Origin of the sequence: Streptomyces sp. NPDC057702 (assembly GCF_042799315.1) — a bacterium.
Classification (GTDB): domain Bacteria; phylum Actinomycetota; class Actinomycetes; order Streptomycetales; family Streptomycetaceae; genus Streptomyces.
In genome coordinates, this window is sequence record NZ_JBHVJC010000004.1 from 50,203 (window position 1) to 76,932 (window position 26,730).

A 26,730-nucleotide genomic window follows, 5' to 3' on the forward strand; every position below is an offset into this window, starting at 1 on the left:
CTACGCCCGCCCCACGAGACCATGACACCGGGTCGAGCCAGCCGTCCCCGGAACAGAGGCGCCGCCCCGTGCCCCGTGCCCCGTGCCCCGTGCCCCGTGCCCCAGCGGGAGCGTCCGCCCGTACGCGTCCGGTGACGCATCGCGTTTCGCGCCCTGTCGCGCGCCTCGGAGCGCACAGCTCCGTTGCCTGGTCGGGCCGAGCGCCACACGCCAGGCAGTGTGGCCGGCCCGTCACCGTTGCCGCAGCGGCAGGTGTGCACCCATCACGACGTACGGGCTCTGGGCGCTCGGGAAGTGCACGGGGCGGGCCAGGTCGCGGTAGCCCAGGTCGCGGTACAGGCCCCGGGCGGGGGTCTCCGCGTCGATGGCGGAGAGGATGCTGCGGGGTTGGGCGGCCCCGTCGGTGAGCATGGTGATCAGTGCCCGGCCGATGCCGTGCTTCTGGTGGGCTGGGTGAACGTGCAGTTCGGTGATGACGAAGCTGTCGTCCAGCCAGTCCTCGTAGCCCGCGGTGCGGAGGTAGGGGGCGACGACGGTGGACCACCAGTAGGAGCGGTGGTTCGGCAGACCGTAGACGAACCCGACGAGACGTCCGGTCTCGGTGGTGGCCCCGAACGCACGCGCGCCCGGTGTGGCGAGGTGCCGCAGGACGATGTGGTGCCGCACCCGGATCTCGTCGTCCGTGAGACCGAAGGCCAGGGCCTGGACGGCGAGCGCCTCGTCCACCCGGGCCGCGAGGTCGAGGGGCCCGATGGTGACGTCTCGGGGGGCTGAGGGCGGTCCCGCTGCGGGGTGTGACATGAGCGGCACCCTACTGGCCGGCCCGGACGGAGTCAGAACAGAACGCTCATGAACGCGCCGACCTCGCGGAAGCCGACGCGCCGGTACGCGGCCCGGGCCGCGGCGTTGAAGTCGTTGACGTACAGGCTGACGACCGGGGCCACCTCGCGCAGGGCGTAGCCGAGCACGGCGGCCATGCCGATCTCCGACAGACCGCGTCCCCGGTACTCGGGAGCGACCCAGACGCCCTGGATCTGGCAGGCCCGTTGCGTGACCGCGCCGATCTCGGCCTTGAAGATGACCTGTCCGTCCTCGACTCGGGCGAAGGAACGACCGGAGCCGACGAGTTCCGCGACGCGCGCCTGGTAGAGCAGGCCGCCGTCGCCCGCCAGCGGTGAGACGCCGACCTCCTCGGTGAACATGGCCACGCACGCGGGCATGATCACCTCCATCTCGTCCTTGCGGACGCGACGTACCAGCGGGTCGGGGGTGACGTTCGTCGGCATCGTCGTGGTGATCATCAGTGGCTGGTGGCCGCGCACCTCGCGGGCCGGACCCCAACTCGGCTCCAGAAGGGACCACAGGTCAGCGGTGGCCTCGGCGGGGCCGACGATCGAGGAGCAGCGACGCCCCGAGCGGCGCGCGCGGTCGGCGAAGGCGCGCACGGCATCGGGGGTCGCGCAGATGGGGACGAGGTTGGCGCCGGCGTAGCACAGCGATTCCAGCCGGCCGCCGGCGTACCAACCCCACATCTCACCCCCGAGCCGCCATGGGTCCAGACCTGCCGTCTGGACCCGGGCGGCGACGAAGGCGTTGGCCACCGGGTCACGGTCGAGGACGGCGAGCGCCGCGTCGAGCTCGCCCGGCTCAAGGACCCTGGTGGTGGTCGTCGTCAGCACGTGTCGGTTTGCCTCGTGGTTGCGGGCCTACGGGCCACAGGGGACTCGGTTTCCGCACTGTACCTCGCTCCCCCACGGCGCACCCCCGCAACCGGGAACACGGCAGTATCCGACAGCGTCAGCTCACGGACACCTCGGGCTCACCGGAGGGCACCCCGTCGCGCTCCATCTCTTCGGCGATCTTCATGGCCTCGTCGATCAGCGTCTCCACGATCTTCGACTCCGGCACGGTCTTGATGACCTCACCCTTCACAAAGATCTGACCCTTACCGTTCCCCGACGCCACACCCAGATCCGCCTCACGCGCCTCACCCGGACCATTCACCACACACCCCATCACCGCCACCCGCAACGGCACCTCCATCCCCTCAAGCCCAGCCGTCACCTCATCCGCCAACTTGTACACATCCACCTGCGCCCGACCACACGAAGGACACGACACGATCTCCAACCGCCGAGGCTTCAGATTCAACGACTCCAAAATCTGAATCCCCACCTTCACCTCCTCCGCCGGCGGAGCCGACAACGACACCCGAATCGTGTCGCCAATCCCCTCCGCCAACAACGCGCCAAACGCCACCGACGACTTGATCGTCCCCTGAAACGCCGGACCCGCCTCCGTCACACCCAAATGCAACGGATAGTCACACTGAGCCGCCAACAAACGGTACGCGTTGACCATCACCACCGGATCGTTGTGCTTCACCGAGATCTTGATATCCCGAAACCCGTGCTCCTCGAACAACGAGCACTCCCACAACGCCGACTCCACCAACGCCTCCGGCGTCGCCTTCCCGTACTTCGCCAACAACCGCTTATCCAACGACCCCGCGTTCACACCGATCCGAATCGGCACCCCCGCATCAGAAGCCGCCCGCGCGATCTCCTTCACCTTGTCATCAAACTGGCGAATATTACCCGGATTCACCCGCACCGCCGCACACCCCGCGTCAATCGCCGCGAACACGTACTTCGGCTGAAAATGAATATCCGCGATCACCGGAATCTGCGACTTCTTCGCGATCGCCGCCAACGCCTCAGCGTCATCCTGCGACGGGCACGCCACCCGCACGATCTGACACCCCGACGCCGTCAACTGCGCGATCTGCTGCAACGTCGCGTTCACATCAGCCGTCAACGTCGTCGTCATCGACTGCACGGACACCGGAGCATCACCACCCACAGGCACCGAGCCCACCTGAATCTGGCGGCTCACCCTACGGTCAGCAAGCTTGGTCGGAACGGAAGGCATTCCAAGCGAAATCGCAGTCATGTGACGAGCAACCCCAAGGTGTGTAACGAGGTCCCGAGATCGGCGGGCTCCGGTCTTCGAGATTACGTCACCTGGCCCACGTACAGCGCACCCAGCCTCTAACCTCACACGATCGGTGATAGCAGGACGAATACGCCACGCCAGATCTTCGCTCGTTCGTGGCCCGGGCGTCAGCCGACCGAAAGATCAACATCAGTGGCATCCGCCACGCCGCCCTGGCCGGGCCACCGCGCCCTGTACGCACCGGTCCACGCTCTCACCAGGCACGCAGCAGGGAGCCGGGGCCGCTGGCGTACGGCCCGGCCCTCCGCGACAGCGACGGCGCCCTCCCACGCTCGGCCGCGGCGGCGGAGGCGGAAGGGCGCGACAGGGCTGGGCCGGGGCGCGCCGCGTGCGGGGCGGCGCGTGCTGACGCCCGCCCCGGGCAGGTCAGGTGATGGTCACCGGGTTCACCAGGTCGGCGATGAGCACCAGCAGGGTGAAGCAGATGAAGATTCCGGCGACGACGTACGCGACTGGCATGAGCTTGGCCACATCGAAGGGGCCCGGGTCGGGGCGCCGGAAGACGCGCGCCGCCTTGCGTCGTACGGACTCCCACAGGGCGCCCGCGATGTGCCCGCCGTCCAGCGGCAGCAGGGGCAGCATGTTGAACAGGAACAGCGAGAGGTTGAAGCCCGCCACCAGGAAGAGCATCGTGGCGATCTGCTGCTCCGGCGGGATGTCCAGGTTGAAGACCTCGCCTCCCACCCGCGCGGCGCCCACCACGCCCATCGGCGAGTCGGGTTCGCGCTCGGCGTCGCCGAAGGCCGCGTTCCACAGGTCGGGGACCTTGGACGGGAGCGCTACCAGCGACTCGACACCGGACTCCACCATGTCGCCCATACGCTCGACGGACTCGCCGAAGGACTGCTGTACGACGCCGGTGGCCGGTGCGAACCCGAGGAAGCCCGCGGTGACGTACTGGTCCCGTACGTAACCGCCGTCGCCGTCCGACTTGGCGACCTTGTTCTTGATCAGGTCGGCGCGCAGCGTCCGGTGGGCCCCGTCGCGCTCCACGGTGATGGTCGCGGGCCCCGTGGTGTCGCGGATGTCACGCTGGAGGGTCTGCCAGTCCGGGGTCGGCCGGCCGTTGAACGCGACGATCTTGTCGCCCGGCAGGAGACCCGCCGCCTTGGCTGGCGAGTCCTTGGCGTCCTTGGGGCAGGTGTCGGTGTTGGCCGAGGCCGGGATCACACACTCGGAGACGGATCCGACGGTGGTGGTCTGCGTATTGACCCCGAAGGTCATCATCACGCCGATGAAGATCGCCACAGCGAGCACCAGGTTCATGAACGGCCCGGCGAACATGACGATCACGCGCTTCCACGGCTTGCGCGTGTAGAAGAGCCGCTTCTCGTCGCCCGGCTGGAGTTCCTCGTACGCGGCGGACCTGGCGTCCTCGACCATGCTGCGCCACGGCGAGGTGGAGCGCGCCGTGACCTTGCCGTCGTCACCTGGCGGGAACATTCCGATCATGCGGATGTAGCCGCCGAGCGGGATGGCCTTCACGCCGTACTCGGTCTCGCCCTTCCTGCGCGAGAAGATCGTCGGCCCGAAGCCGACCATGTACTCCGGCACCCGGATGCCGAACAGCTTGGCTGTCGAGAGGTGTCCCAGCTCGTGCCAGGCGATGGAGAAGAGCAGGCCGACGACGAAGACGATTATCCCGAGAATCGTCATCCAGGTCGTCATGCGCGTACCTCCGATGTTGCCTTCGCCGCCCGTGCGGCCAGTTCCCGGGCGCGGGCGCGCGCCCATGTCTCCGCTTCCAGGACGTCAGTCACCGAGAGCGAGGTTCCATCATTGCGCTTTTTCACGGCGCCTGAGGCCAGTCCCTCGGAGACCACGGCGGCCACGGTGTCCACGATCCCCGTGAAGGGCAGTCGCTCGGCCAAGAACGCGTCCACGCACTCCTCGTTGGCCGCGTTGAACACGGCGGGGGCGGTGCCCCCCAGGTCACCCACGTGACGGGCCAGTGCGACGGAGGGGAAGGCCTCCGTGTCGAGCGGGAAGAACTCCCACGTCGACGCCTTCGTCCAGTCGCAGCCCGGCGCGGCGTCGGGCACACGGTCCGGCCATCCCAGGCCGAGCGAGATCGGCATGCGCATGTCGGGCGGGCTGACCTGGGCGAGCGTCGAACCGTCGGTGAACTCGACCATGGAGTGCACGTACGACTGCGGGTGGACGACGACCTCGATGCGGTCGAAGGGAATGTCGAAAAGCAGGTGGGCCTCGATGACCTCCAGCCCCTTGTTGACCAGGGTCGCCGAGTTGATCGTGACGACGGGGCCCATGTCCCAGGTGGGGTGGGCGAGGGCCTGGCGCGGCGTGACCGCCGTCAGCTCGTCCCTGCTGCGACCGCGGAAGGGCCCGCCGCTGGCCGTGACCACCAGCTTGCGCACCTCGGCCCGGGTGCCGCCCGTCAGGGCCTGGAAGAGCGCCGAGTGCTCGGAGTCGACCGGCACGATCTGCCCCGGCTTGGCCACGGCCTTGACCAGCGGGCCGCCGACGATCAGGGACTCCTTGTTCGCGAGGATGAGCACGCTGCCGGCCTTCAGCGCGGCCAGCGTGGGGGCCAGGCCGATGGAACCGGTGATGCCGTTGAGCACGGAGTGGCATGCACTGCCGGCGAGATCCGTGGCCGCGTCGGGCCCCGCGAGGATCTCGGGCAGCGACTCCGTCCCGTACCGCGCCCGCAGCGCCTCACGGAGCGCGGGCACGGCGTCCTGTCGCGCGACGGCGACCGTACGGACCCGCAACTGGTGTGCCTGCTCCGCGAGCAGCTCTACCCGCCCGCCCGCGGCGGACAGCCCCGTGACCCGAAACCGGTCGGGGTTGCGCAGCACGACATCGATGGCCTGGGTGCCGATCGAGCCCGTCGAGCCGAGAATCACGATGGTGCGCGGCGCGTCCGGGTCCACGGAGGCGTCGATGGCAGCGGCGAAGGGCTGGTGCGGCGAGGCGAGGGAGTCCGTCATCCCCCCATTGTGGCCGCTCCACCGGGGGATTTGGGCGGCGCACCCCTAGTAGGACTCTGTCATGGCGGCGAACGGCCGGACCAGGGGTCGACGGGGGCGCGAGCTGGGGGCGGCCGTACGGCGCACGAGAGACGACGGGGCGACGGGGCGACGGGGCGACGGGGCGACGGGGCGACGGGGCGACGGGGCGACGGGGCGACGGGGCGACGGGGCGACGGGGCGACGGGGCGAACCGCCCGGAGGGCGTGTGGGGCACGGTCTACGGTGCCGACGCGACGGAAACGAGACCTTGGGGCGGAACCGCCGTCCCGCCCCGCAGCCCACACGCATGGCGCGGCGATCGGAGCGCGATGCTGCGCTCCGACCGCCGCCTGCGTCGTCCTGGTCGTCTCCGGTCGCGGCTGCCTGGTCGCCTCTCGGCGTCAGGTCAGCGCTGGAGGTGGGCGTCTACAGGTCGATGCCGGTGAACACCATGACGCGCTCGTACGTGTAGTCGTCCATGGCGTAGCGGACGCCCTCACGGCCGACACCGGACTGCTTGGCGCCACCGTAGGGCATCTGATCGGCGCGGTAGGAGGGAACGTCGCCGATGATGACGCCACCGACCTCAAGCGCGCGGTGCGCGCGGAACGCGGCACGGGTGTCGTGCGTGAAGACACCCGCCTGCAGGCCGTACTTGGAGTCGTTGACGGCCTGGAAGGCCGCGGCCTCGCCGTCGACCCGGTGGAGCGTCAGGACGGGCCCGAAGATCTCCTCACGGGCGACGGTGGCGTCGGCGGGCACGTCGGCGAGGACCGTCGGCGCGTACGAGGCCCCGTCACGCTTGCCGCCGGCCAGCAGTGTCGCTCCGCTCCGTACCGCCTCCTCGACCCACGACTCGACGCGCTTCGCGGCGTCCTCGCTGACCAACGGGCCGACCTCGGTGGCCTCGTCCGAGGGGTCGCCCGTGATCTGTGCCTCGACGGCCGCCACGACCTTGGGCACAAGGCGCTCGTAGAGCGAGGCGTCCGCGATCACGCGCTGGACGGAGATGCAGGACTGGCCGCCCTGGTAGTTGGAGAACGTCGCGATGCGGGTCGCGGCCCAGTCGAGGTCCGCTTCGGAGGCGAAGTCGGGGAGGATGACGGCTGCCCCGTTGCCCCCCAGCTCCAGCGTGCAGTGCTTGCGAGGGACCGACTCCATGATGGCGTAGCCGACCTTGTCGGAGCCGGTGAAGGAGATGACCGGCAGCCGCTCGTCCCGCACCAGTGCGGGCATGCGGTCGTTGGGCACCGGCAACACGGACCACGACCCCGCCGGCAGGTCGGTCTCGGCCAGCAGTTCGCCGAGCAGCAGCGCCGACAGCGGAGTGGCGGGAGCCGGCTTCAGGATGATCGGCGTGCCGACGGCGATCGCGGGGGCGACCTTGTGCGCGCAGAGGTTCAGCGGGAAGTTGAACGGGGCGATGCCCAGCACGGTGCCGCGCGGGAAGCGGCGCGTGAGCGCCAGCCGGCCGACCCCGCCGGCGTCGGTGTCCAGGCGCTGGGACTCGCCACCGTTGAACCGGCGCGCCTCCTCCGTGGCGAACCGGAACACCGAGATGGCCCGCCCCACCTCGCCGCGGGCCCACTTCATGGGCTTGCCGTTCTCCGCGGAGATGAGCTGGGCGATCTCCTCGACCCGCTCGCTGAGGCGCTTTGTCACGTGGTCGAGAGCGGCGGCCCGTACGTGCGCGGGAGTCGCCGCGAACTCGGCCTGCACCGCCACGGAGGCGGCCACGGCCTCCTCGACCTGCGTCTCGGTGGGAACGCTCACGGTGCCGACGAGACGGCCGTCCCAGGGGGAGGTGACGTCGAAGGTGTCCTCGCCGGTCGCCGCGCGGCCAGCGAGCCAGAAAGCGTGGGTGGCAGATTCTTGAGTGACTGACACAGCGAACCCCGGCCCTTCCGATTGGTGGAGGTGATGCGGTCTGGTGGTGGTGCGGCGATGTCGCGGAGCGTGCGCGAGCGGGCCGGCGACGGGACGGGCGGCCGACACCGGCTGACCCGCGCGTCTCGCGGCACCGCCGGACGGCGCGGGCCGGCCCAAAACCTCCACACCCTGGGCAGCTCGCTTACCGGAGAACTGACACACGCTCTGCCCCCACCGTAGGGGCGAACCAGTCGCCCGGCGTTTGTCCGACTCGTAGCACTGCTCGTGTGTGGCGTGCCGGATTGGCACGTGCGGAGAACGACACCTCTCCGCGCACCACGCGGGCGGACGTGGTGCGGAGCGAGAGCAGGGAGGACGACAGGGCACGGGGCACGGGGCACGGGGCACGGGGCACGGGGCACGGGGCACGGGGACAACGGCGCTTGGGTGCCGCACGACACGGCATACCGTACGCAGCGCACGGGCAGGAGGCGGCGCGGCGGGCGGCCTACGAGCGCGGCCGTCGGGTGTGGTTCGGGACGACGGGGCGCCATCGGTGTCCGCGCCGTACTCGCGAGAACGTGGCCGGAGAGCAGGGGCGCGGCAAAGAGGCGGGGCCCTCCGTCGCCACGGCCTCACGGACGCCCCGTTGGGCTCTGATCGGGGTGTGGGCCGCGCTCGCTACGCCCCGGTGGCCTTCAGGGCCAGCCACAGTTCCATGCGGACGTCGGGGTCGTCGAGTGAGCGGCCGAGGATCTCCTCGACACGGCGCATGCGGTAGCGCAGCGTGTGCCGATGAACCCGGAGTTCGGCAGCGGCGGCGTCCCACTGGCCGTGGCGGGAGAGCCACGCTCGTAGGCTCGCCACGAGATCGCCCCGCCCCGTCGCGTCGTGGTCGTACAGGGCACGGAGCAGGCCGTCGGCGAAGGCCCGTACGGCATCGTCGGCGAGCAGCGGTAGCACCGACCCGGCGGCGACCTGCTCGTGCTCGACGAGTACGCGGCCCCGGCGCCGTGCGACGGAGAGCGCCTGCTCGGCCTGTCGGTAGGCGGAGGCCGCCGCGATGGGGCCCGCGGGAGCGGAGAGACCGATGACGAGGCCGTCGTCGGTGTGTGCGCCGCTTCGAGCACGGGGGCGCGCCGTTCCGCCGCGACGTGCTTCGGCGGCCTCGGCGTGCTCCGCGCACGCCGTGACGGCGGCTCCGCCGTCGGTGGCCAGCACGATCAGCCGCGCCCCGTCCGGGACGATGAGCACCGCCTCGCCGGTGCGGGCCGCTGCCGTCTCGATGGTGTCCACGAGAGAGCCGAGCGGATCGGTTGGGGCGGCGGCCGGCACACCGTCCGTGGGCGCCGGAGCGGGGCCGGGAGCCAGCGGGCGGACCGCCCCGTGTGGAGCCTCGCCCGACGCTGACGCGGCGATGGGCGCCACCGCGCCATGCCGCGCCGCACGGGTCTCGCCTGACGCGTCGGGTTCGGTACGCGGGGCGTCCTGCCCCTGCCCCGCGACAGGCGCGGCGAGTGGGGCGTCCGCGTCGACGACACGGGGCGCCGGCGGGGCCACGGTGGTCGTGGTGGTCGGCCCTTCGGCGACGAGCACGCGGAAGGGGACGTCGAGCAGGTCGCCGTAGAGCTGGCCGGCCACGGCCCGCGCGTGGTCGGGTTCGCCCGCGAGCAGCATGCGTAGCAGTGCCGCGCCCAGTCGCTGCTCGGCCTCGTGCAGCGCGCGGGAGCGCTCCGTGGTGAGGGTCAACAGGGCGACGGCGGAGTGCACGGCATAGCGTTCCGCGGTGCCCAGCGGGGCCCCCGTACCCACGGCGAGGATGCCTCGGGTGCGCCGGCCGATGCCCAGCGTCTGGAGTTCCACCCGATCGGCGACCTCCTCCTCGTCACCCCCCGCTTCGGCGCCCCCGACGACGGCGCTGGCGGGTGCGGGCCTGCCGCGGAGCCGCTCGACGTCAGCGCTGAGACTCGCCGCCCGGCGCGCGGCCCAGTCGGGTGCGGAGCCGATCAGGGCGCCGGAGGCGTCGTAGAGGGCCGCCCAACCGTTGAGATGGGCGGCGAGCTTGGCCAACAGGGCTGCGGGGCCCTCGTCGCCGATGGCGGCGCGGGTGAGCTCGCGCTGCGCCTCGAAGCCGGCCGTCACAGCGCGGTACTGGTCGGCGGCGATGGCCGCCGAGACGACCTTGCTGATGGCGATGAAGGGGGTGCGGCGCGGAACGCCGAGCAGCGGCAGGCCGGCCTCGCTCGCGGCCTGCAGGAGCGCCGACGGGGGCTCCTCGTAGTTGACGCCGACGGCGAAGCCGAGGCCGACGACCCCCGCGGTGACCAGACGCCGTACGTAGCGGCGCATCGCCTCCGGGTTCTCGGCGTCCAGCTTCATCGCGGTGATCAGCAGCAGCTCACCGCCGTCCAGGTACGGCACGGGGTCGGGCAGCTCGCTGACGTGCGCCCAGCGCACGGGTGTGTCCAGCCGGTCCCCACCCGCGAGCACGGTCAGTTTGAGGGTGGAGTGGTGGACGAGTGAGGCGAGCGTGGGAGGCATGGCACCTTCGTTGCGGCTTCGGGCGGCTTCGCTTCGGCGTGACGCGAAGAGTGCGCCGTCCCGTACGAACGGCTCCTTCCGATTCTGCCTCAATGGAGGAAAGCGCAGGCATCTCGTGTGAGGTAGGGGGCGGGCACGGTGCGCGCGCCCGCCCCGGGTCGCCGCTGGGCGGGGAGCGGTCAGCCGTTCAGGTTGACCAGCACGGGGGGCGCGCTGGGGCCGCGTACGGACGTCAGCGAGAGCACGGCGTGCCCGGGTGGTACGGCGTGCGCGAGCTCGGACGCCGACCAGCGCTCGCGCTCCACCGTCCGTACGGTCACCGACTGGGCGGTGGCGGCCTTGCCGGTGGCGACCCGGCGGATGAAGTGCAGCACCTTGGTCAGTGGTTCGTCCGAGATGATCTGGCGGTCCGTGACGTCGCGCGTCTCCACCCATTCCTTGCCCCACACCTCGGCGAAGTGCGCCCCGTCCCACGTCGTCAGTCCGGCGTACGCCATGCGGCAGCCCACCGCGCCCAGCAGGGCGCTGCGCAGGGACTGTGGGACGTCGTCGAGCGTGCGGAGGGTCAGGACGGCGCCCGCGTGGGCCGACCGCAGCCGCTGGAGGGCCCGCAGGGCCTCGGGGGTGATGGTGTGCGAGGCGTCGTCGAGGACGAGGCAGGCGAACAGGGAGCGGTCGGTACGGCTGACGGCGCTCTCGGCGAACTGCGCCAGGACGAGCCGTGCCAGCAGTCGGGACGCCTCGGCGTAGCCCCGTTCCGGAAGGTCGATGCGCACGCGCACCGGGTGCTCCAACGAACGCAGCGAGAAGGGGCGGCTGGCCCCGTCGGTCTTGAAGAACGGCGCGAAGGCGGGGCGGTCAAGAAGCGCGAGCCGCTCGGCGAGCACGGCGCCGATGTCCCCGGAGCGGGCCGCCTGCCGCTCACGGGCGTCGAGCTCCCGGGCCTGCGCCTGCTGGCCGGTCGCCTCGAGCACCTTACGGAGCGCCAGCAGGGCCGTGGACGAGCCCTCCAGGAGCTCGCGGAGCTCGGGAACGGACGGGAAGCGGCCGTGCCCCGCGCGGAAGGGCCCGAGGAGTTGCGCGATGGCGGTGCTGGCGCGCTGACTCTCCCCACCGGGGAGCGTCAGCGTCAGGTCACCGAGCAGCGCTTCGGCCAGCATGCCGCCCGCCTCGTCCGCGTCCGTAGCGCCGCCGTACAGATCAAGGTCGTACGCCGAGTCCGCTCGGCCGATCTTCACCACGACGTCGAACGCCTCGTCCGGCCCAAGACCGGCGCCGGCGGCCCCGACGACCACGACCGCGGCCTGCCCCGCGAGCGCCTGCAGGCACAGCGCCTCCACGACGGGGCCCACCAGCCGCGCCGTCTTACCTGCCCCCGGCGGCCCCACCGCCAGCAGGGAGGTGCCCAACGCCCCGGGGTCGAGGGCCAGGCCGACGCCGCGATGCTGGTACGGATTGCGTGGGTCGTCGACGGCGGTACCCAGCCGCACCTGTTGCACGGCCAAGTCGTGACGGGCCACCCGCATGGGCAGGTCCCGCGCCCCGGAGGGGTGCGCGCACGCGGCGGCCCCGTGCCGCAACACGGTGTCGGTGAAGGCCGACACCTGGGCGGGCTGCGTTCGTGCGAAGGTCCAAGCCCGTGTGATCCGTGCGTGATCCACGTCGTTCATCAGCCCCGCCCGCGCGTCGTACGCCAACCGGTCCGCGGCGTCTCTCGCTCCGGCCTGCCGCAGCTCCGGCCACTCGGCCGGGTCGGCTTCGGGGGCGGCGGGAGGCCGGGAGGGGTCGCTGCTGTGCTCCTGCGCGGCACGGAGCAACGGGGCGAAGAGGCGGCGGAGGAGTTCAGGCCAGTGGCCTACGCGACCGAAGATGAGGGCCAGCGCTGCCCAGACCAGCAGACGGTAGATCTGCGCAGCCCAAGCTGCCGTCGTCGATGGGTGCCCGTCCCACCATGAGTCAGGTGTCAGCAGCAACAAAGGAAGGCGCCAATAGTTGCCCAGATAACGGTTCTCCAGAAGCTCCCAGACCAACCAGGCACACAGAAAGGCGATCACCGCCCCGCCCACCAGCCGCGGCATGGGAATCCGATCCGGCTCCTCCGGAGGCTTGGGGCGATAGCCGTACGCCCAGATGCCCGGCTCCGTGACGCGACGCGGCGTACGAAGCCACTCCAGGAACGGGTGCTGCGTTGCCGGCGCCGTCGCCGGCCTCGCCGGCACGGGCGGCATCGGTGGAGTGGGTGCACTGCCTGGCAGGCCGGCGGGATACGGCTGCTCTCCGGCCTGGGGCAGGCCGCCGGAAGGCGGGCCGACCATCGGAGCGAGCGGGGCGGGCGGTCCGGCCGGCGGAGCGGGAAGGTCAGCCGTACGCTGCCACTCACCCGGCTGATCCGGTCGCCTCGAGTCGTATGGGGGCCGAGACGGGAACGGGGCCGGCGCGGGTGACGCCGGCGCCGACAGCCACGGGGGCGCGCTGGGCGGGCCCGCCACGCCCGTGGGGCTGGTGGGTGGGCGGGGCGGCTGCTCCCTGTCAGCCGGGAGCGGCGCGACCTCGTCCCGACGCGGCCCGCGCGCGTCGTAGGTGCCCTCGGTGTCCATCCGCTTTCCCTGCCCCCTGACCTGACCTGCCAACTACGCACACTCAACTACCCGCCGCACCGTGCGAGTCACACACGGCGCGCCACCCGTCCGGCCCGCAGTCGAGGGCGGCACCGTACGAAGGGCGCCCGCACCATGCCTGGCCACCCCCGCCCACCGTGCCAATCCGCGCGCCCCGTGGCACCACGCTCCCGCCTCCGCTCCGGCACGCACCCGGTCGCGCTACGGAGCGACGCGGTCTCCGGGCCGCTCCAGCACCGCCCCAGGGACCCGTCGCACGGCTCCTACGACCCCGCCCAGGCCCCGCGGGCCCGCACGCGGCGTACCCGACCCTCGTGCCGCGCCCCACGGACACACGTCGTGTCCCCGTTCGGCAGAGGCGCCCGATCGCGCCCGGCGCCCTGGCGCGATCTGTTGGCACCGCACGTACCGGTCCGGGCCGGGGCCCACACCACGGCAGCTCCGTCGGTCGCCTTCAACCGTCTGGGCACTCAATCTAGTGGCCCCGTGCCGACAGTTGCGCTGCCCCGTCCGCGGGTGTGCCGTTCGCTCCGCTATGTCCGCGCCTCGCGCTATGTCCGCCACGGACAACGCAACACGCGCACTTCTCCCGAACGGAACATGCCAGGGGTGGGGCGACACACCTAGCCTGCGAAGGAGAGCCGCCGTCATTCCCTGCGTACCCCCTGGAGCGCTGCATGTCCGAACTGTCCGGAGGCCCCACCCTCCCCCAGGAGCGCCGCCTCGTCACTGCCATCCCCGGCCCGAAGTCCCAGGCGCTCATGGCGCGCAAGGGCGCGGCGGTCGCGGGAGGCGTCGGCAGCGTGCTGCCCGTCTTCGCCGCCCGAGCGGGTGGCGGTGTCATCGAGGACGTGGACGGGAACTCTCTGATCGATTTCGGTTCAGGTATCGCCGTGACGTCGGTCGGTTCCAGTGCCGAAGCGGTCGTACGTCGCGCCTCGGCGCAGCTGGCCGACTTCACCCACACCTGTTTCATGGTGACGCCGTACGAGGGCTACATCGCCGTCTGTGAGGAACTCGCCAAGCTCACCCCGGGCGACCACGCGAAGAAGTCCGCGCTGTTCAACTCCGGCGCCGAGGCCGTCGAGAACGCGGTCAAGATCGCTCGCGCCTACACCAAGCGCCAAGCGATCGTCGTCTTCGACCACGGCTATCACGGCCGCACCAACCTCACCATGGCTCTCACAGCCAAGAACATGCCGTACAAGCACTCCTTCGGGCCCTTCGCACCCGAGGTCTACCGGGTCCCCGTCGCCTACCCCTACCGCTGGCTGACCGGCGCGGAGAACTGCGCCGAAGAGGCGGCCTCCCAGGCCATTGACGTGATCAGCAAGCAGGTCGGGGCGGAGAACGTGGCCGCCATCGTCATCGAGCCGGTACTGGGCGAGGGCGGCTTCATCGAGCCGGCCAAGGGCTTCCTGCCGAAGATCGTCGAGTTCGCCAACAACAACGGCATCGTCTTCGTCGCGGACGAGATCCAGTCTGGCTTCTGCCGCACCGGTCAGTGGTTCGCCTGTGAGGACGAGGGCATCGTGCCTGACCTCATCACCACCGCCAAGGGGATCGCCGGCGGCCTCCCGCTCGCCGCCGTCACCGGCCGCGCCGAGATCATGGACGCCGCGCACAGCGGCGGCCTGGGCGGTACGTACGGCGGCAACCCGGTGGCCTGCGCCGCAGCCCTGGGCTCCATCGAGACCATGCGCGAACTCGACCTCAACGCGAAGGCGAAGCACATCGAGGGCGTCATGAAGGCCCGGCTCAACGCCATGCAGGAGAAGTTCGAGATCATCGGGGACGTCCGAGGGCGTGGCGCGATGATCGCGATCGAGCTGGTTCAGCCGGGCTCCAAGGACCCGAACCCGGGCGCCACGGGTGCACTGGCCGCCGCCTGCCACGCCGCCGGTCTGGTGGTGCTGACCTGCGGCACGTACGGCAACGTCCTGCGCTTCCTGCCGCCACTGGTGATCGGCGACGAACTGCTGAACGAGGGGCTCGACATCCTGGAGGAGTCCTTCACTCAGCTGTGACCGCCGGCCGCACCATCTCGCCGTGCCCCGTACCCCGTGCCCCGTGCGGGGCAGGGCTGCCCCGTGACTGGAGACGGGGCGGCCGGCCAGCGCCTGGCGCCGCCGTGGAATAGTCCGCCCCACGGCCCACGCTGCCGGCCGCGCACCGTGAGCGGCGACAATGCCGCTGAGCAGGGGCGGCACCGGAGCGAGAACGAGGCGGAGACGTGGGCGTACGGCACGGCGCGGGGTGCCAGGCACACCTCGTGAAGAAGATGTGCGAGGGCCATGACGAGCGAGTGATCCAGCTATCCGCCACGTCCGGCCTCACGTACGGTTCCCGCAGATGAGAGAAACACCCCGCTCGCAGGGGACTGCGAGCGATGCCGGGCCGGTGCATCCCCAGCCCCGTTCCGGCCGCGCCTCGGCGCACCCCACTGGAGTCTCTGGCTCCGGATCTCCTCACCGATCGGATGGCCGCCCGCCCCACACCCCCCGGGGCGTGCGGCGCCCCGGTCGCTCCGGCAGCCCCGGAACCACCCCCCCTGTTTCGGGGCTGCCCCTTCCTCTTCACGCACCGTTCCTCGTCTTCGGCAGCGTGATCGCGCTCTTCACCCTCATCACCTGGCAGGTGGCCGCCGACGGCCCCGTGCGGGCGCTGGATGAGCGACTGAGCCGCGACGTGGCGCGACACGGGGCGCTGCCTTCCGGACACTCCCCCTCGTCTGTCGCCATCACCCTGGCCGAATTCGGCGCGGATCTCGGCGGCGCGGCCGTCGTCCTGCCCGTGCTGGCGACGGTGATCGGGGCCGCCCTGTGGTGCGGACGCCGAGCGCGGTGCGCGCTGTGGTGGCTGCCGCCTCTGGCCGCTGCCCTCGCCCTGGCCACAGTGCCCGCGCTGGTCGCTCCGTTGAAGGCGTGGCTGGGGCGACCGGGGCCAGACGGGGCCCCGATGGGAAGCGGGAACGGCTACTACCCATCCGGCCACGCGGCCACGGCCGCCGTCGGTTACGGAGCGGCATACCTCCTCGCTGTCTTCGCATGGTCCGTCACCCGCTCGGGCACGTCGTTGGAGGCGTGTCCAGCCACGCCTCCAACGACAGCCATCCCGATCGCGCCCCGTACCGCCCGGCGATGGGCCGTGGTCGCGCTGGTGGGCCTGAACGCCGGGGTGGGATGGGGCCTGGTACGCCGCGGCTACCACTGGCCCCTGGACGTACTGGGCAGCTGGTGCCTGTCCGTCCTGTTGCTGAGCGGCGTGGCCTGGTCGGTACGGCGTGCGCTGTCCGTCAGTGGCCCTCCCCGGGAGGCTGGTCGCGGCCCGCGGCTGCCTCGTGCATCGCCAGCTCCAGCGTCACCGGATCGATGAGCGTCCCGGAGCCGTCCGGCGGGCTGAGCCACCGCACGCCTCCGGTCTCCCGCCCCGGGTAGGGCACCGCGATCCAGCTACCGTGCCCCGCGCCCCGTACGCCGCTGGCCACCCACCCGGCGGCGGTGCCGGGCGGCACGAAGAACCCGACCCGGGAACCGGTGAAGTCCACCAGCACGGGGCCGAGCCGTTCCACGTAGCCACGCAGTACGTCGTAGGTCTGGGTGCCGAGTTCTCCCGGCACGATGAGGACGTCCCACAGTCGGCCAGCGGGGAGCAGCGTCACTCCCAACGGGTTACGCCCCCACTCCGCCAGGCAAGCCTCCGCGTCGAGTGCCGCTGACGCCAGCCAGTGCACAGCACTCGTCGCCCCCGTGTCACTCATGCCTCTCGCCCCTCTCGTTTCGCGCGTCGTCGTGCGTGTCACGAGAGAGAGGAGGAGCCTTGACCATTCCTTACTCGACTACGGCTACTCGTTAGTAGTGAAGCGCGTCACAGGGGCCCACAGTGCGCTCCACCCCGGTCTGTCGGGGCCCCGGCGGGGCGGACTCCGCCGTGCCCCGTGCCCCGTGCCCCGTGCCCCGTGCCCCGTGCCCCGTGCCCCCAGGCAGGATCACCGCCCCGTACGTCCACGCGTCCCGCCGCGCGTCAACCGGTCCGCGCTCGACGCATGGTCGGTGGCTCGGCTGTTGTACCGCCTCCCCCAGGCCCGAGACAGACCGTCCGACGGTGGCCGTCGGGAACACACTCTTGCGCGGCTCCCTCGGGGCGGCTGGCAGAATCTCCGTTCATGAGGCAAGCGGAGATCGTCTCGGACACGGCACACGAGCACGACGAGCCGACGAACGTGGGGGAGCTGGTCTCGCGCACAGAGCGGGGCGAGCGGTTCACGTACGTCTACTTCTGGGGGCATCAGCCGCGCCGCGACGGCGTCGTGGGCGCCGAATGCTTCAGCCAGTGGTGGCCGGCACCGTTCGCCGTCGATCAGGTCACCTACGCGACGGCCGAGCACTGGATGATGGCGGGCAAGGCCCGGCTGTTCGGCGACGCCGAGGCCGAGCGTCGCGCCATCGCCGCGTCGCACCCCGACCAGGCCAAGGAGATCGGCCGCTCCGTTCGCGGCTTCGACAACGCGGTGTGGCAGGCCCGGCGCTTCGAACTCGTCGTGCGGGGCAACGTGGCGAAGTTCGGCCAGCACCCCGCACTCCGTGACTACCTGCTGGGCACCGGCGTACGCGTCCTGGTCGAGGCGAGCCCCGTGGATCGCGTCTGGGGCATCGGGCTCAGCGCCGACGACGAGCGCGCAGCCGCTCCCGAACGGTGGGCGGGTCTCAACCTCCTCGGCTTCGCCTTGATGGAGGCCCGCCGCCGACTCGCGTAGGCGAAGCCGCGCATCCCCACCACCCCAGGGACGGGGCGCACGCCTCGGCACGGGGCACGGGGCTTGAGCATGTCTGGACCAGCGCCCACAGTTGACACAAGAGGCATCACGCTCGACGTGTTGCCCCGACCGGTACGACGCCATACGACGGGGCACGGGGCACCGACCTCCGTGCAGCACCTGGAGCCCCTCCAGGGCGGTCGAGCCCCGCGGAGACTCCAGACGCGGAACTCTCGACGTGTGACGCGCTAGATGCCGCGCAGTGGGCCTTCCACCAGGATCGACACTCGTGTTCCGGTGCTGCCGTACGGCTCGTCGGACTCGTCGCCGTCCGACTCGTCGCCGTCGGTGGCGACATAGACGAAGATCATGACCACGCTCGCGACGCAGGCGATGATGCCGAGGATGATGCCGGCCAGCGCGGAGCCGCCGTTGTCCGCTTCGCGGCGCTGGGCCTTGCCTCGTCCGAGTACGCCGAAGACGATCGCCAGCACGCCCAGGATGATGCCGAAGACGACGCTGAAGAACAGCACCAGGCCGACGATCCCGAGCACGAGTGCGGCGGTGCCCTGAGCGTTGTTGGGCCAGTGGACGCCGCGGCCCCAGGCCGCACCGTAGGGCGTCGGGTACACGTAGCCCTGGTTCCCGTGGGGCGTCGGCGCTCCGTAGGGCGCATGGCCGTGACCGCCCGGCCCGTACGGGCTCTGCCCCGGGGAGCCGTGCACGTGGCCGCTCTGGCCGTACGGAGCGGCGCCGTAGGCGTACGCACTCGGGGTGCCCGGCCCCGTCGGCGCTGGCGGCGGCGGGGGGACCGCACTCGCCCCCGTCGCGCCGTGCGGTGTCCACATCGCGGGGCTGTACGCCGCTGCCGGCGCTTGGCCCACGGGCGGGCTGACGGGCACGGACGCGCCGGGGTCCGACGCGGGCGCGGGGGCCGGCGCGGCAGCCGCCTCCGCCCGCGCGTCCACTTCCTGCCCCTGTTCCTGACCGCGCGTCGGTGTGGGTGGCCTTTCCGGCGTCGCCGGAGCGGCCTGGTCGTGCGGCCCCGCCCCAGTCGTGGGGGGCGTCACGCCCGAGCTGTCGGCTGGCGCGGCGGACGTGGGCTGGTCGGACTCGTCGGGCATGTCGCTCCCCCTACGGACAATCGGTCGTGTGGTGGCCTGGTTACCACGGGGCCAGGGCCCCGGTTCTACGATGATCCAAGCGTGCCCCTTCCCGGGCCCCGTCCCCAGGAGGTTCAGTTGTCCGATCTCACCACCTTCATCGCCGGACTGCCGAAGGCCGAACTGCACGTCCACCACGTGGGCTCCGCCTCTCCTCGTATCGTCGCCGAACTCGCCGCGCGCCATCCCGACTCGAAGGTGCCGAAGGACCCGGCGGCGCTTGTCGACTTCTTCACCTTCCGCGACTTCGCGCACTTCATCGACGTCTATCTCTCCGTCGTCGACCTCATCCGGGACGCGGAGGACGTGCGACTGCTGACGTACGAGATCGCTCGGGACATGGCTCGGCAGAACATCCGTTACGCCGAACTGACCGTCACGCCCTTCAGTTCGACCCGGCGTGGCATACCCGATGCCGCTTTCGTCGAGGCCATCGAGGACGCCCGCAAGGGCGCCGAGGCTGAGCTCGGCGTCACGCTCCGTTGGTGCTTCGACATCCCCGGCGAGGCGGGCCTGGAGGCCGCGGAGGAGACCACGCGCATCGCGTTGGACCTCCAGCCCGACGGGCTGATCAGCTTCGGCCTGGGCGGCCCGGAGATCGGCGTACCGCGCCCGCAGTTCAAGCCGTACTTCGACCGGGCCATCGCGGCGGGGCTGCACAGCGTGCCACACGCCGGCGAGACCACGGGGCCGCAGACCGTCTGGGACGCCCTCACCGCGCTCCGCGCCGAGCGCATCGGCCACGGCACGTCCAGCGCACAGGACCCGAAGCTGCTGCAGTTCCTCGCGGAGCACGGCATCCCGTTGGAGGTCTGCCCGACGTCCAACATCGCCACGCGGGCCGTGGCCACGCTGGAGGAGCACCCGATCCGGGACATGGTCGCTGCCGGCGTGCTCGTGACCGTCAACACCGATGACCCGCCCATGTTCGGTACCGACCTCAACAACGAGTACGCCGTGGCGGCTCGGTTGTTGGACCTTGACGCCGTGGGCGTGGCCGCGCTGGCGAAGAACGCCGTGACGGCCTCGTTCCTCGACACCACGGGCAAGGCCAAGCTCACCGCCGAGATCGACGCGTACACAGCCGGGGCGACGGCCTAGGAGGCCCCCGGACGAGCCCCGCAAGGAGGCGCCTGGGCAGCACGTCACGTGGGCCCCGCCCTCTCAGGTCCGATCGGGCCGCGACGACCGCGTCGCCACGCACCGAGCGTGCCCCCCGACGCGGTCGAACGGAGCACGGTGACGGCCTCGCGCACGGGGCGGGGAGCGGCGACCTCGCGGGGGGGGGTGCGGGGCGGAGGAGGCGTGGCGCGGCAACAATGGGGAGCATGGTCACCAGAACCGCACCACGCGTCAGCGACTTCACCGCCGTTGCCCACCGCGGGGACCCGTACGTGCAGCGCGAGAACACGCTGGCCTCGATCCGCTCAGCGGTGCGCGCGGGCGCCGACGCGGTGGAGGTCGACGTACGGATCACCCGCGACGGTGAGCCCGTGCTGTTGCACGACGCGTCCCTGAAGCGACTGTGGGGTCACGATCGGGCTCTCGCCGACCTCACGGCGGCCGAGGTCGGAGCCGTCACGGGCGGCGGGGTGCCCGCGTTGCGCGACGGCCTGGACGAGATGGCCGGTGGGCCGCGTACGGTGCGCGCCATGCTCGACCTACCCGCTCCGTCGGCTGTGCCCGCGACACTTGCCACGGTGCGCGCGGCCGGGGCGGCGGACCGCGTGTACTACTGCGGCAACCTGACCGCGTTGCGCGCTGTACGACGAGCGGACCCCGACGCGGAGATCGCCTTCACCTGGACATCGCTCGCGCCACCACGCCCCGAGCTGGTCGCGGAGCTACGCCCACGCTGGCTGAACTACCGGTTCGGCATCGTCTCTCCCGCCCTGGTGGAACAGGCACACGCGGACGGCATCCTGGTCTCCGCCTGGACGGCGGACACGAAGCGCACGATGCGGCGGCTGCTCCGCGCGGGCGTCGACGGCATCACGACCAACCGCATCGGCACCCTGCGCGCGCTGATCGGGCACGGAGCGCTGGAGGGTCGGTAACGGCGCCTCACACCGGCGGCGCTGGTGGCCACGGCGGTGACGCCGCGCGTGCGAGACGTATGAGACGTACGGCACGTTGGCGGCGCGGCCCCGCGAGCCGGCGCCGCCGGCGCCCAGGCTCGCCATCGCCATCGCCATCGTCGTCTCGGCTCGGACCTTCGCCCCGTACGCGGGAGCTCGACGGCCCTCGCTCGGTCCGGAGCCGTGCCCCGTGCCCCGTGCCCCGTGCCCCCGGGCAGGATCACCACGGCACGCCCGCGACACACCACACCGCGCGGCACCCCCACACGCGGAAGAAGGCTGGCACCGCCCGAAGCCCGACACCTCACGCCGGCCTCGTCACCCCGTGCGCCAAACGCAACAGGCCGGTCTCGTGCACGCCCCGTACGAGACCGGCCCCACCTCCGGCGCGACAAGCCGGCCCGCCCAGGCCCACACAGCGACCCGGTGCCACACACGCAAGCCGGACACCGCCGTCCCAGGCTCAGCCGAAGGACGCACTGGCACGGTACGACCACGAACCCCAGCCCGCGCCGTACCCACCGGACACACGCCCGACTGGTCCGGCGACACGAAGCGCCGGCGGGGCGGGACGGGGCCGCAGCCGACGAGCAGCGGAGCCCCGCGTGCGAGCGGCCGAGAGCTCAGGGCTCCGGCCAGCCGGCCGGCACCGTCACCGGCGCGAGAGACCACCAGCCGGCCCCGTACCGCCTCGCTCGGCCGCTCGCGGGCCGCTGTTCCGGTCGGTCAGCCGTCCAGCGATGTCATGACGTGCTTGACGCGCGTGTAGTCCTCGAAGCCGTACGAGGACAGGTCCTTGCCGTAGCCCGACTTCTTGAATCCGCCGTGCGGCATCTCCGCGACCAGCGGGATGTGCGTGTTGATCCACACGCAGCCGAACTCCAGCGCCTTGGACAGCCGCATGGCGCGCGCGTGGTCCTTGGTCCACACGGACGACGCCAGGGCGTACTCGACGCCGTTGGCGTAGCTGACGGCCTGTTCCTCGGTGGTGAAGGACTGGACGGTGATGACGGGGCCGAAGACCTCGTTCTGGATGATCTCGTCGTCCTGCTTCAGGCCGGAGACGACGGTGGGGGCGTAGAAGTACCCCTTGTCGCCGACGCGCTGGCCACCGGTCTCGACCTTCGCGTGGGCCGGGAGCCGGTCGACGAAGCCGGAGACCTGGGCGAGTTGGTTGGCGTTGTTGAGGGGGCCGTACAGGACGTCCTCGTCGTCCGGCGCACCTGTCTTGATCTCGGCGGCGGCCTTGGCCAGCGCCGTGACGAACTCGTCGTGGATCGACTCGTGCACCAGCACGCGGGTCGCGGCGGTACAGTCCTGTCCCGCGTTGAAGTAGCCGGCCACCGAGATGTCCTCGACGGCCTTGGCGATGTCGGTGTCCTCGAAGACGACGACCGGGGCCTTGCCGCCGAGCTCCAGGTGCACCCGCTTGATGTCCTTGGACGCGCTCTCGGCGACCTGCATCCCCGCCCGTACGGAGCCGGTGATGGAGACCATGGCGGGCACCGGGTGCTCGACCATCTGGCGCCCCGTGTCGCGGTCGCCGCACACGATGTTGAAGACGCCCTTGGGGTGACCGAGGTCCGCCAGCACGCCGCCGATGATCTCGGCCATGAGGACCGTCGACGCCGGGGTGGTGTCGGAGGGCTTCAGGACCACCGTGTTGCCCGCCGCGAGGGCGGGGGCGAACTTCCACACGCCCATCATCATCGGGTAGTTCCACGGCGCGACCTGCGCGCAGACGCCGATCGGCTCGCGCCGGACGAATGACGTCAGCCCCTCCATGTACTCGCCGGCAGAGCGGCCCTCCAGCATCCGCGCCGCGCCCGCGAAGAAGCGGATCTGGTCGACCATCGGGGGGATCTCCTCGGACCGCGTGAGTCCGAGCGGCTTGCCGGTGTTCTCCGACTCGGCGGCGATCAGCTCCTCCGCGCGCTCCTCGAAGGCATCGGCGATCTTCAGGAGGAGCTTCTGCCGCTCGGCCGGGACCACGTCACGCCAGGCCGGGAAGGCTGCCTCGGCGGCCCTCATGGCCGCGTCCACGTCCGCCGCGCCGGACAGTGGAGCGGTGGCGTACGCCTCTCCGGTGACCGGGTTGACCACCTCGGTGGTCCGCCCGTCAGCGGCGTCCTGGAACTCCCCGTCGATGTAGTTGCGCAAACGACGCAGCTCGGTGGTCACAGCCACCCCTCCCTGCCAAGTGTCCGATAGGTGAGACACCCACCCTAGCCTCCAGGGCGACGCTTTCGACATACCCACTCGCCGAAAGCTACGAAATCAGTTACCAGAAGAGCTCCGGACAACGAATTCCGGCGAACCTGAGTTGCGACACAGTCGAGTCCTCGTGCAGGGTGAGAGGCGTGGCCACACCTGACAAGCACAGTTCGCCCTCGATCGACGCCGTCTCGTTGGCGATCATCGAGCAGCTCCAGGAGGACGGGCGCCGCTCGTACGCCGCGATCGGCAAGGCCGTGGGGCTTTCCGAGGCGGCCGTCCGGCAGCGCGTCCAGAAGCTGCTCGATCAGAACGTGATGCAGATCGTCGCCGTCACCGACCCGCTGACCGTGGGTTTCCGACGCCAGGCGATGGTCGGCGTCAACGTCGAGGGCGATATCGAGCCGGTGGCCGACGCCCTGACGGCGATGGAGGAGGTGGAGTACGTCGTCGTCACCGCCGGCTCCTTCGACCTCCTCGCCGAGATCGTCTGTGAGGACGACGACCACCTCCTGGAAACGATCAACAAGCGGATTCGCACGCTGCCCGGCGTGCGCTCCACCGAGAGCTTCGTCTACCTCAAGCTCCGGAAGCAGACCTACACCTGGGGAACGAGATAGCCATGAGCGCCGACGCCGGCACAGCGACCTCCACCACGCGCCGTTCCAAGGCCGCCTACGATCACCTGTGGATGCACTTCACCCGCATGGCGTCGTACGAGAACGCCCCGGTGCCGACCATCGTGCGCGGCGAGGGCACCTACATCTACGACGACCAGGGCAAGCGTTACCTCGACGGCCTGGCCGGCCTGTTCGTCGTGCAGGCGGGACACGGCCGGGAGGAGCTCGCCGAGGCCGCGTACCGGCAGGCGCGGGAACTCGCCTTCTTCCCGGTGTGGAGCTACGCCCACCCCAAGGCGATCGAGCTCGCCGAACGGCTGGCGCACCACGCTCCCGGCGACCTCAACAAGGTCTTCTTCACCACCGGTGGCGGCGAGGCGGTGGAGACGGCGTGGAAGCTCGCGAAGCACTACCACAAGCTGACCGGCAACCACACCAAGTACAAGGTCATCTCCCGCGCCGTCGCGTACCACGGCACGCCGCAGGGCGCCCTGTCCATCACCGGTCTGCCCGCGCTCAAGGCCCCGTACGAACCACTGGTGCCCGGCGCGCACAAGGTGCCCAACACCAACATCTACCGCGCCCCGTCACACGGCGACGACCCGGAGGCGTTCGGCCGCTGGGCCGCCGACCAGATCGAGCAGCAGATCCTCTTCGAGGGCCCGGAGACGGTCGCCGCCGTCTTCCTGGAGCCGGTCCAGAACGCCGGTGGCTGCTTCCCACCACCGCCCGGCTACTTCCAGCGGGTGCGGGAGATCTGCGACCAGTACGGCGTCCTCCTCGTCTCCGACGAGGTCATCTGCGCCTTCGGCCGCCTCGGCACGATGTTCGGGTGCGACAAGTTCGGCTACGTGCCGGACATCATCACCTGCGCCAAGGGCATGACCTCCGGCTACTCCCCCATCGGCGCCACCATCGTCTCCGACCGGATCGCCGAACCCTTCTACACGGCCGACAACACCTTCCTGCACGGCTACACCTTCGGTGGCCACCCCGTGTCGGCCGCCGTCGCGCTCGCCAACCTCGACATCTTCGAACGCGAGGGCCTCAACCAGCACGTCCTCGACAACGAGCACGCGTTCCGCACCACCCTTTCCCGCCTCGACGACCTGCCGATCGTCGGCGACGTGCGCGACAACGGCTTCTTCTACGGCATCGAGCTGGTGAAGGACAAGGCCACCAAGGAGTCCTTCACCGACGAGGAGTGCGAGCGCCTGCTGTACGGCTTCGTCTCCAAGAAGCTGTACGAGAACGGCCTGTACTGCCGCGCCGACGACCGAGGCGACCCGGTCATCCAGCTCGCACCCCCGCTCATCGCCGACCAGGCGACGTTCGACGAGATCGAGCAGATCGTACGGGGCGTGCTGACGGAGGCGTGGACGAAGATCTGACCGCAGCACTACCGGCACGGGCCCTGTCCGGCGGCGCGCCACCGGACAGGGCCGAGCAGCGCGTCGGGATGACGGAGGCCACGGCGCGGTGTGAGGGCGTTGCCTGCAGGCTCCGTACGGGGCGCGTCCGACCGGTACGGGGAACACAGCCGGCTCCCTGCAGCACCGCCCCGTGGCCCGTACCCTGCCCCGCAGTGCGTTCGCTGGCCCCGTGCTCCGTGCTCCGTGCTCCGTGCTCCGTGCTCCGTGCTCCGTGCTCCGTGCTCCGTGCTCCGTGCTCCGTGCTCCGTGCTCCGTGCTCCGTCAACGGCAGTGTCCGCGTCGTTCCCGGTTTCGCAACCTGCGGCGAGCCGAGTGCGGGGCCCGGCGGAGACGAGTATCCGGGCGGCGCGTCGCCGGTCACGTGCCCGGTCGGCATCCACCGGTCGACGGCTTGCCGTCGCCGCGCCGCCCCGCGTCACTCAACTGGCCGCCTGTTCGCTGGCCGATGTCGGCCGCTGCTCTCCCCGGGCACGCGTGATCCACGTCCGCGTATGCCGGCGAGTGCTGAAGCGAAAGGCTGATTCGACGGCTGATCGGAGGAATAGCGCCGCTTCAGCGCCGCGCCTGGGCCCCGTTCCCCCACGCGAGTCCTTACCGTTCCAGTGACCGATCGCTCTTGCCTTCGTTCACCCGGTCAGGGGAACGCGGACAATCGTCAGCAACCGAGGTACTGCCATGGTGGCTCCGCCCGACAACGATGTGCTGTGGGCACGTGCCCTCACCTACGCGTACCGTGGCTCGCCCGCGCTGACAGGTGTATCCCTCGGCGTTCGCGAAGGGGAGATCCTGGCGGTCTCCGGGCCCCGTGGCTGCGGCAAGACCACCCTGCTGCGCTGCCTGTCCGGCCAACTCGTACCCGACAGCGGCGAGGTGTGGTTCAACAGCACCCCCGTGCACACCATGCCGGCGGTGGCCCGCGAGCGGCTGCGCGGCGATCGCTTCGGGTGGATCGGCCCCGAACCCTGCCTCGTACCGGAACTGAACGCCTGGGAGAACGCCGCACTGCCCCTCATGCTCCGTGGCACGCGCCGCAAGGCCGCCAAGCACGCGGCGCACGAGTGGCTCGATCGGCTCGACGTCGGCGACTGCGCCCGGAGTCGCCCCGCCGCGCTCCTGCAGTCACAGCGACAGCGCGTGGCCGTCGCCAGGGCACTCGCCACGGAACCCGACGTCCTCTTCGCCGACGAACCGACCGCCCCGCTGCAAGGTCCCGACCGTGAACAGGTCCTCCGCACCATCACCACGGCGGCGCGCTCCCACGGCATCACGGTGCTACTCACGGGCCACGGCACCGAGGCCGACGCCCTGGTCGACCGCTCCGTCTCGCTCGTCGACGGCCGGCGCGGCGGCTCCGCCCCCACTCGTGACGCGGAGGGCAGTGCGGCGTGCTCAGTCTCCGTCTAGCCCTTGGCGCCAGCCCGCTGACCCAGGTCCGGCGGTCGCTTGTA

The 26,730-nt window shown here is 71.2% G+C and carries 19 protein-coding genes; 8 read left to right on the plus strand and 11 right to left on the minus strand.

Annotated elements, in window-relative coordinates:
• Positions 1 to 231: 231 nt before the first annotated feature.
• From ACFVFR_RS03775 to ACFVFR_RS03810, 8 genes are all read right to left on the minus strand, one after another.
• Entirely contained in the window at positions 232 to 801 is a 570-nt protein-coding gene (locus ACFVFR_RS03775) for a GNAT family N-acetyltransferase (protein WP_383697793.1), read from the minus strand.
• A 32-nt stretch (positions 802 to 833) separates the two neighbouring features.
• Positions 834 to 1,679 (minus strand): GNAT family N-acetyltransferase, encoded by an 846-nt coding sequence (locus tag ACFVFR_RS03780; protein WP_383697795.1) that lies wholly within the window; start codon positions 1,677 to 1,679, stop codon positions 834 to 836.
• Between the two features lie 118 nt (positions 1,680 to 1,797).
• Complete coding sequence (gene ispG / locus ACFVFR_RS03785; RefSeq protein ID WP_383697797.1) at positions 1,798 to 2,952, minus strand: flavodoxin-dependent (E)-4-hydroxy-3-methylbut-2-enyl-diphosphate synthase; 1,155 nt, start codon at positions 2,950 to 2,952, stop codon at positions 1,798 to 1,800.
• Positions 2,953 to 3,381: 429 nt separating this feature from the next.
• Positions 3,382 to 4,683 carry a M50 family metallopeptidase gene (locus ACFVFR_RS03790; protein ID WP_383697798.1) on the minus strand — a complete coding sequence of 434 codons (1,302 nt, stop codon included), beginning with the start codon at positions 4,681 to 4,683 and terminating at the stop codon, positions 3,382 to 3,384.
• A complete protein-coding gene (gene dxr / locus ACFVFR_RS03795; protein WP_383697800.1) occupies positions 4,680 to 5,969 on the minus strand; it encodes a 1-deoxy-D-xylulose-5-phosphate reductoisomerase in 1,290 nt (429 codons plus the stop codon). Before dxr ends, ACFVFR_RS03790 begins: the two co-directional genes overlap by 4 nt.
• Before the next feature lie 447 nt (positions 5,970 to 6,416).
• The gene (locus tag ACFVFR_RS03800) at positions 6,417 to 7,877 is read right to left on the minus strand and encodes an aldehyde dehydrogenase family protein (protein WP_383697801.1); all 1,461 of its coding nucleotides are present in this window, start codon (positions 7,875 to 7,877) and stop codon (positions 6,417 to 6,419) included.
• Positions 7,878 to 8,540: 663 nt separating this feature from the next.
• Positions 8,541 to 10,400 carry a PucR family transcriptional regulator gene (locus tag ACFVFR_RS03805; protein WP_383697803.1) on the minus strand — a complete coding sequence of 620 codons (1,860 nt, stop codon included), beginning with the start codon at positions 10,398 to 10,400 and terminating at the stop codon, positions 8,541 to 8,543.
• Between the two features lie 179 nt (positions 10,401 to 10,579).
• Entirely contained in the window at positions 10,580 to 12,715 is a 2,136-nt protein-coding gene (locus ACFVFR_RS03810; RefSeq protein WP_383697805.1) for an ATP-binding protein, read from the minus strand.
• Positions 12,716 to 13,695: 980 nt separating this feature from the next.
• Between ACFVFR_RS03810 and gabT the strand changes: the two genes are divergently transcribed.
• Complete coding sequence (gabT, locus tag ACFVFR_RS03815; RefSeq protein ID WP_383697807.1) at positions 13,696 to 15,045, plus strand: 4-aminobutyrate--2-oxoglutarate transaminase; 1,350 nt, start codon at positions 13,696 to 13,698, stop codon at positions 15,043 to 15,045.
• Positions 15,046 to 15,370: 325 nt separating this feature from the next.
• Positions 15,371 to 16,393 carry a phosphatase PAP2 family protein gene (locus ACFVFR_RS03820; RefSeq protein WP_383697808.1) on the plus strand — a complete coding sequence of 341 codons (1,023 nt, stop codon included), beginning with the start codon at positions 15,371 to 15,373 and terminating at the stop codon, positions 16,391 to 16,393.
• On the opposite strand, the gene ACFVFR_RS03825 is transcribed toward ACFVFR_RS03820, so the two are convergent.
• Positions 16,314 to 16,778: a hypothetical protein gene (locus tag ACFVFR_RS03825; protein WP_383697810.1), complete on the minus strand. Its 465-nt coding sequence runs from the start codon at positions 16,776 to 16,778 to the stop codon at positions 16,314 to 16,316. The genes ACFVFR_RS03820 and ACFVFR_RS03825 overlap by 80 nt on opposite strands.
• A 405-nt stretch (positions 16,779 to 17,183) precedes the next feature.
• Here ACFVFR_RS03825 and ACFVFR_RS03830 point away from each other — a divergent pair, with 405 nt between their 5' ends.
• Positions 17,184 to 17,774 (plus strand): NADAR family protein, encoded by a 591-nt coding sequence (locus ACFVFR_RS03830; RefSeq protein ID WP_383697812.1) that lies wholly within the window; start codon positions 17,184 to 17,186, stop codon positions 17,772 to 17,774.
• Between the two features lie 248 nt (positions 17,775 to 18,022).
• On the opposite strand, the gene ACFVFR_RS03835 is transcribed toward ACFVFR_RS03830, so the two are convergent.
• Positions 18,023 to 18,406: a DUF4190 domain-containing protein gene (locus ACFVFR_RS03835; protein ID WP_383697813.1), complete on the minus strand. Its 384-nt coding sequence runs from the start codon at positions 18,404 to 18,406 to the stop codon at positions 18,023 to 18,025.
• A 609-nt stretch (positions 18,407 to 19,015) separates the two neighbouring features.
• Here ACFVFR_RS03835 and ACFVFR_RS03840 point away from each other — a divergent pair.
• Together ACFVFR_RS03840 and ACFVFR_RS03845 are read left to right on the plus strand one after the other, a co-directional pair.
• Complete coding sequence (locus ACFVFR_RS03840; RefSeq protein WP_383697815.1) at positions 19,016 to 20,038, plus strand: adenosine deaminase; 1,023 nt, start codon at positions 19,016 to 19,018, stop codon at positions 20,036 to 20,038.
• A 227-nt stretch (positions 20,039 to 20,265) separates the two neighbouring features.
• Entirely contained in the window at positions 20,266 to 20,994 is a 729-nt protein-coding gene (locus ACFVFR_RS03845) for a glycerophosphodiester phosphodiesterase (protein WP_383697817.1), read from the plus strand.
• 747 nt (positions 20,995 to 21,741) lie between these two features.
• Here ACFVFR_RS03845 and ACFVFR_RS03850 read toward each other — a convergent pair.
• Complete coding sequence (locus ACFVFR_RS03850) at positions 21,742 to 23,196, minus strand: gamma-aminobutyraldehyde dehydrogenase (protein ID WP_383697819.1); 1,455 nt, start codon at positions 23,194 to 23,196, stop codon at positions 21,742 to 21,744.
• Positions 23,197 to 23,366: 170 nt separating this feature from the next.
• Here ACFVFR_RS03850 and ACFVFR_RS03855 point away from each other — a divergent pair, with 170 nt between their 5' ends.
• From ACFVFR_RS03855 to ACFVFR_RS03865, 3 genes are all read left to right on the plus strand, one after another.
• Positions 23,367 to 23,849 carry an Lrp/AsnC family transcriptional regulator gene (locus ACFVFR_RS03855; RefSeq protein WP_383697820.1) on the plus strand — a complete coding sequence of 161 codons (483 nt, stop codon included), beginning with the start codon at positions 23,367 to 23,369 and terminating at the stop codon, positions 23,847 to 23,849.
• Positions 23,834 to 25,240, plus strand: a complete 1,407-nt coding sequence (locus ACFVFR_RS03860; protein ID WP_383698050.1) for an aspartate aminotransferase family protein — start codon at positions 23,834 to 23,836, stop codon at positions 25,238 to 25,240. The genes ACFVFR_RS03855 and ACFVFR_RS03860 overlap by 16 nt, the downstream gene beginning before the upstream one ends.
• 717 nt (positions 25,241 to 25,957) lie before the next feature.
• Positions 25,958 to 26,686 carry an ABC transporter ATP-binding protein gene (locus ACFVFR_RS03865; RefSeq protein ID WP_383697821.1) on the plus strand — a complete coding sequence of 243 codons (729 nt, stop codon included), beginning with the start codon at positions 25,958 to 25,960 and terminating at the stop codon, positions 26,684 to 26,686.
• The last annotated feature ends 44 nt before the right edge of the window (positions 26,687 to 26,730 follow it).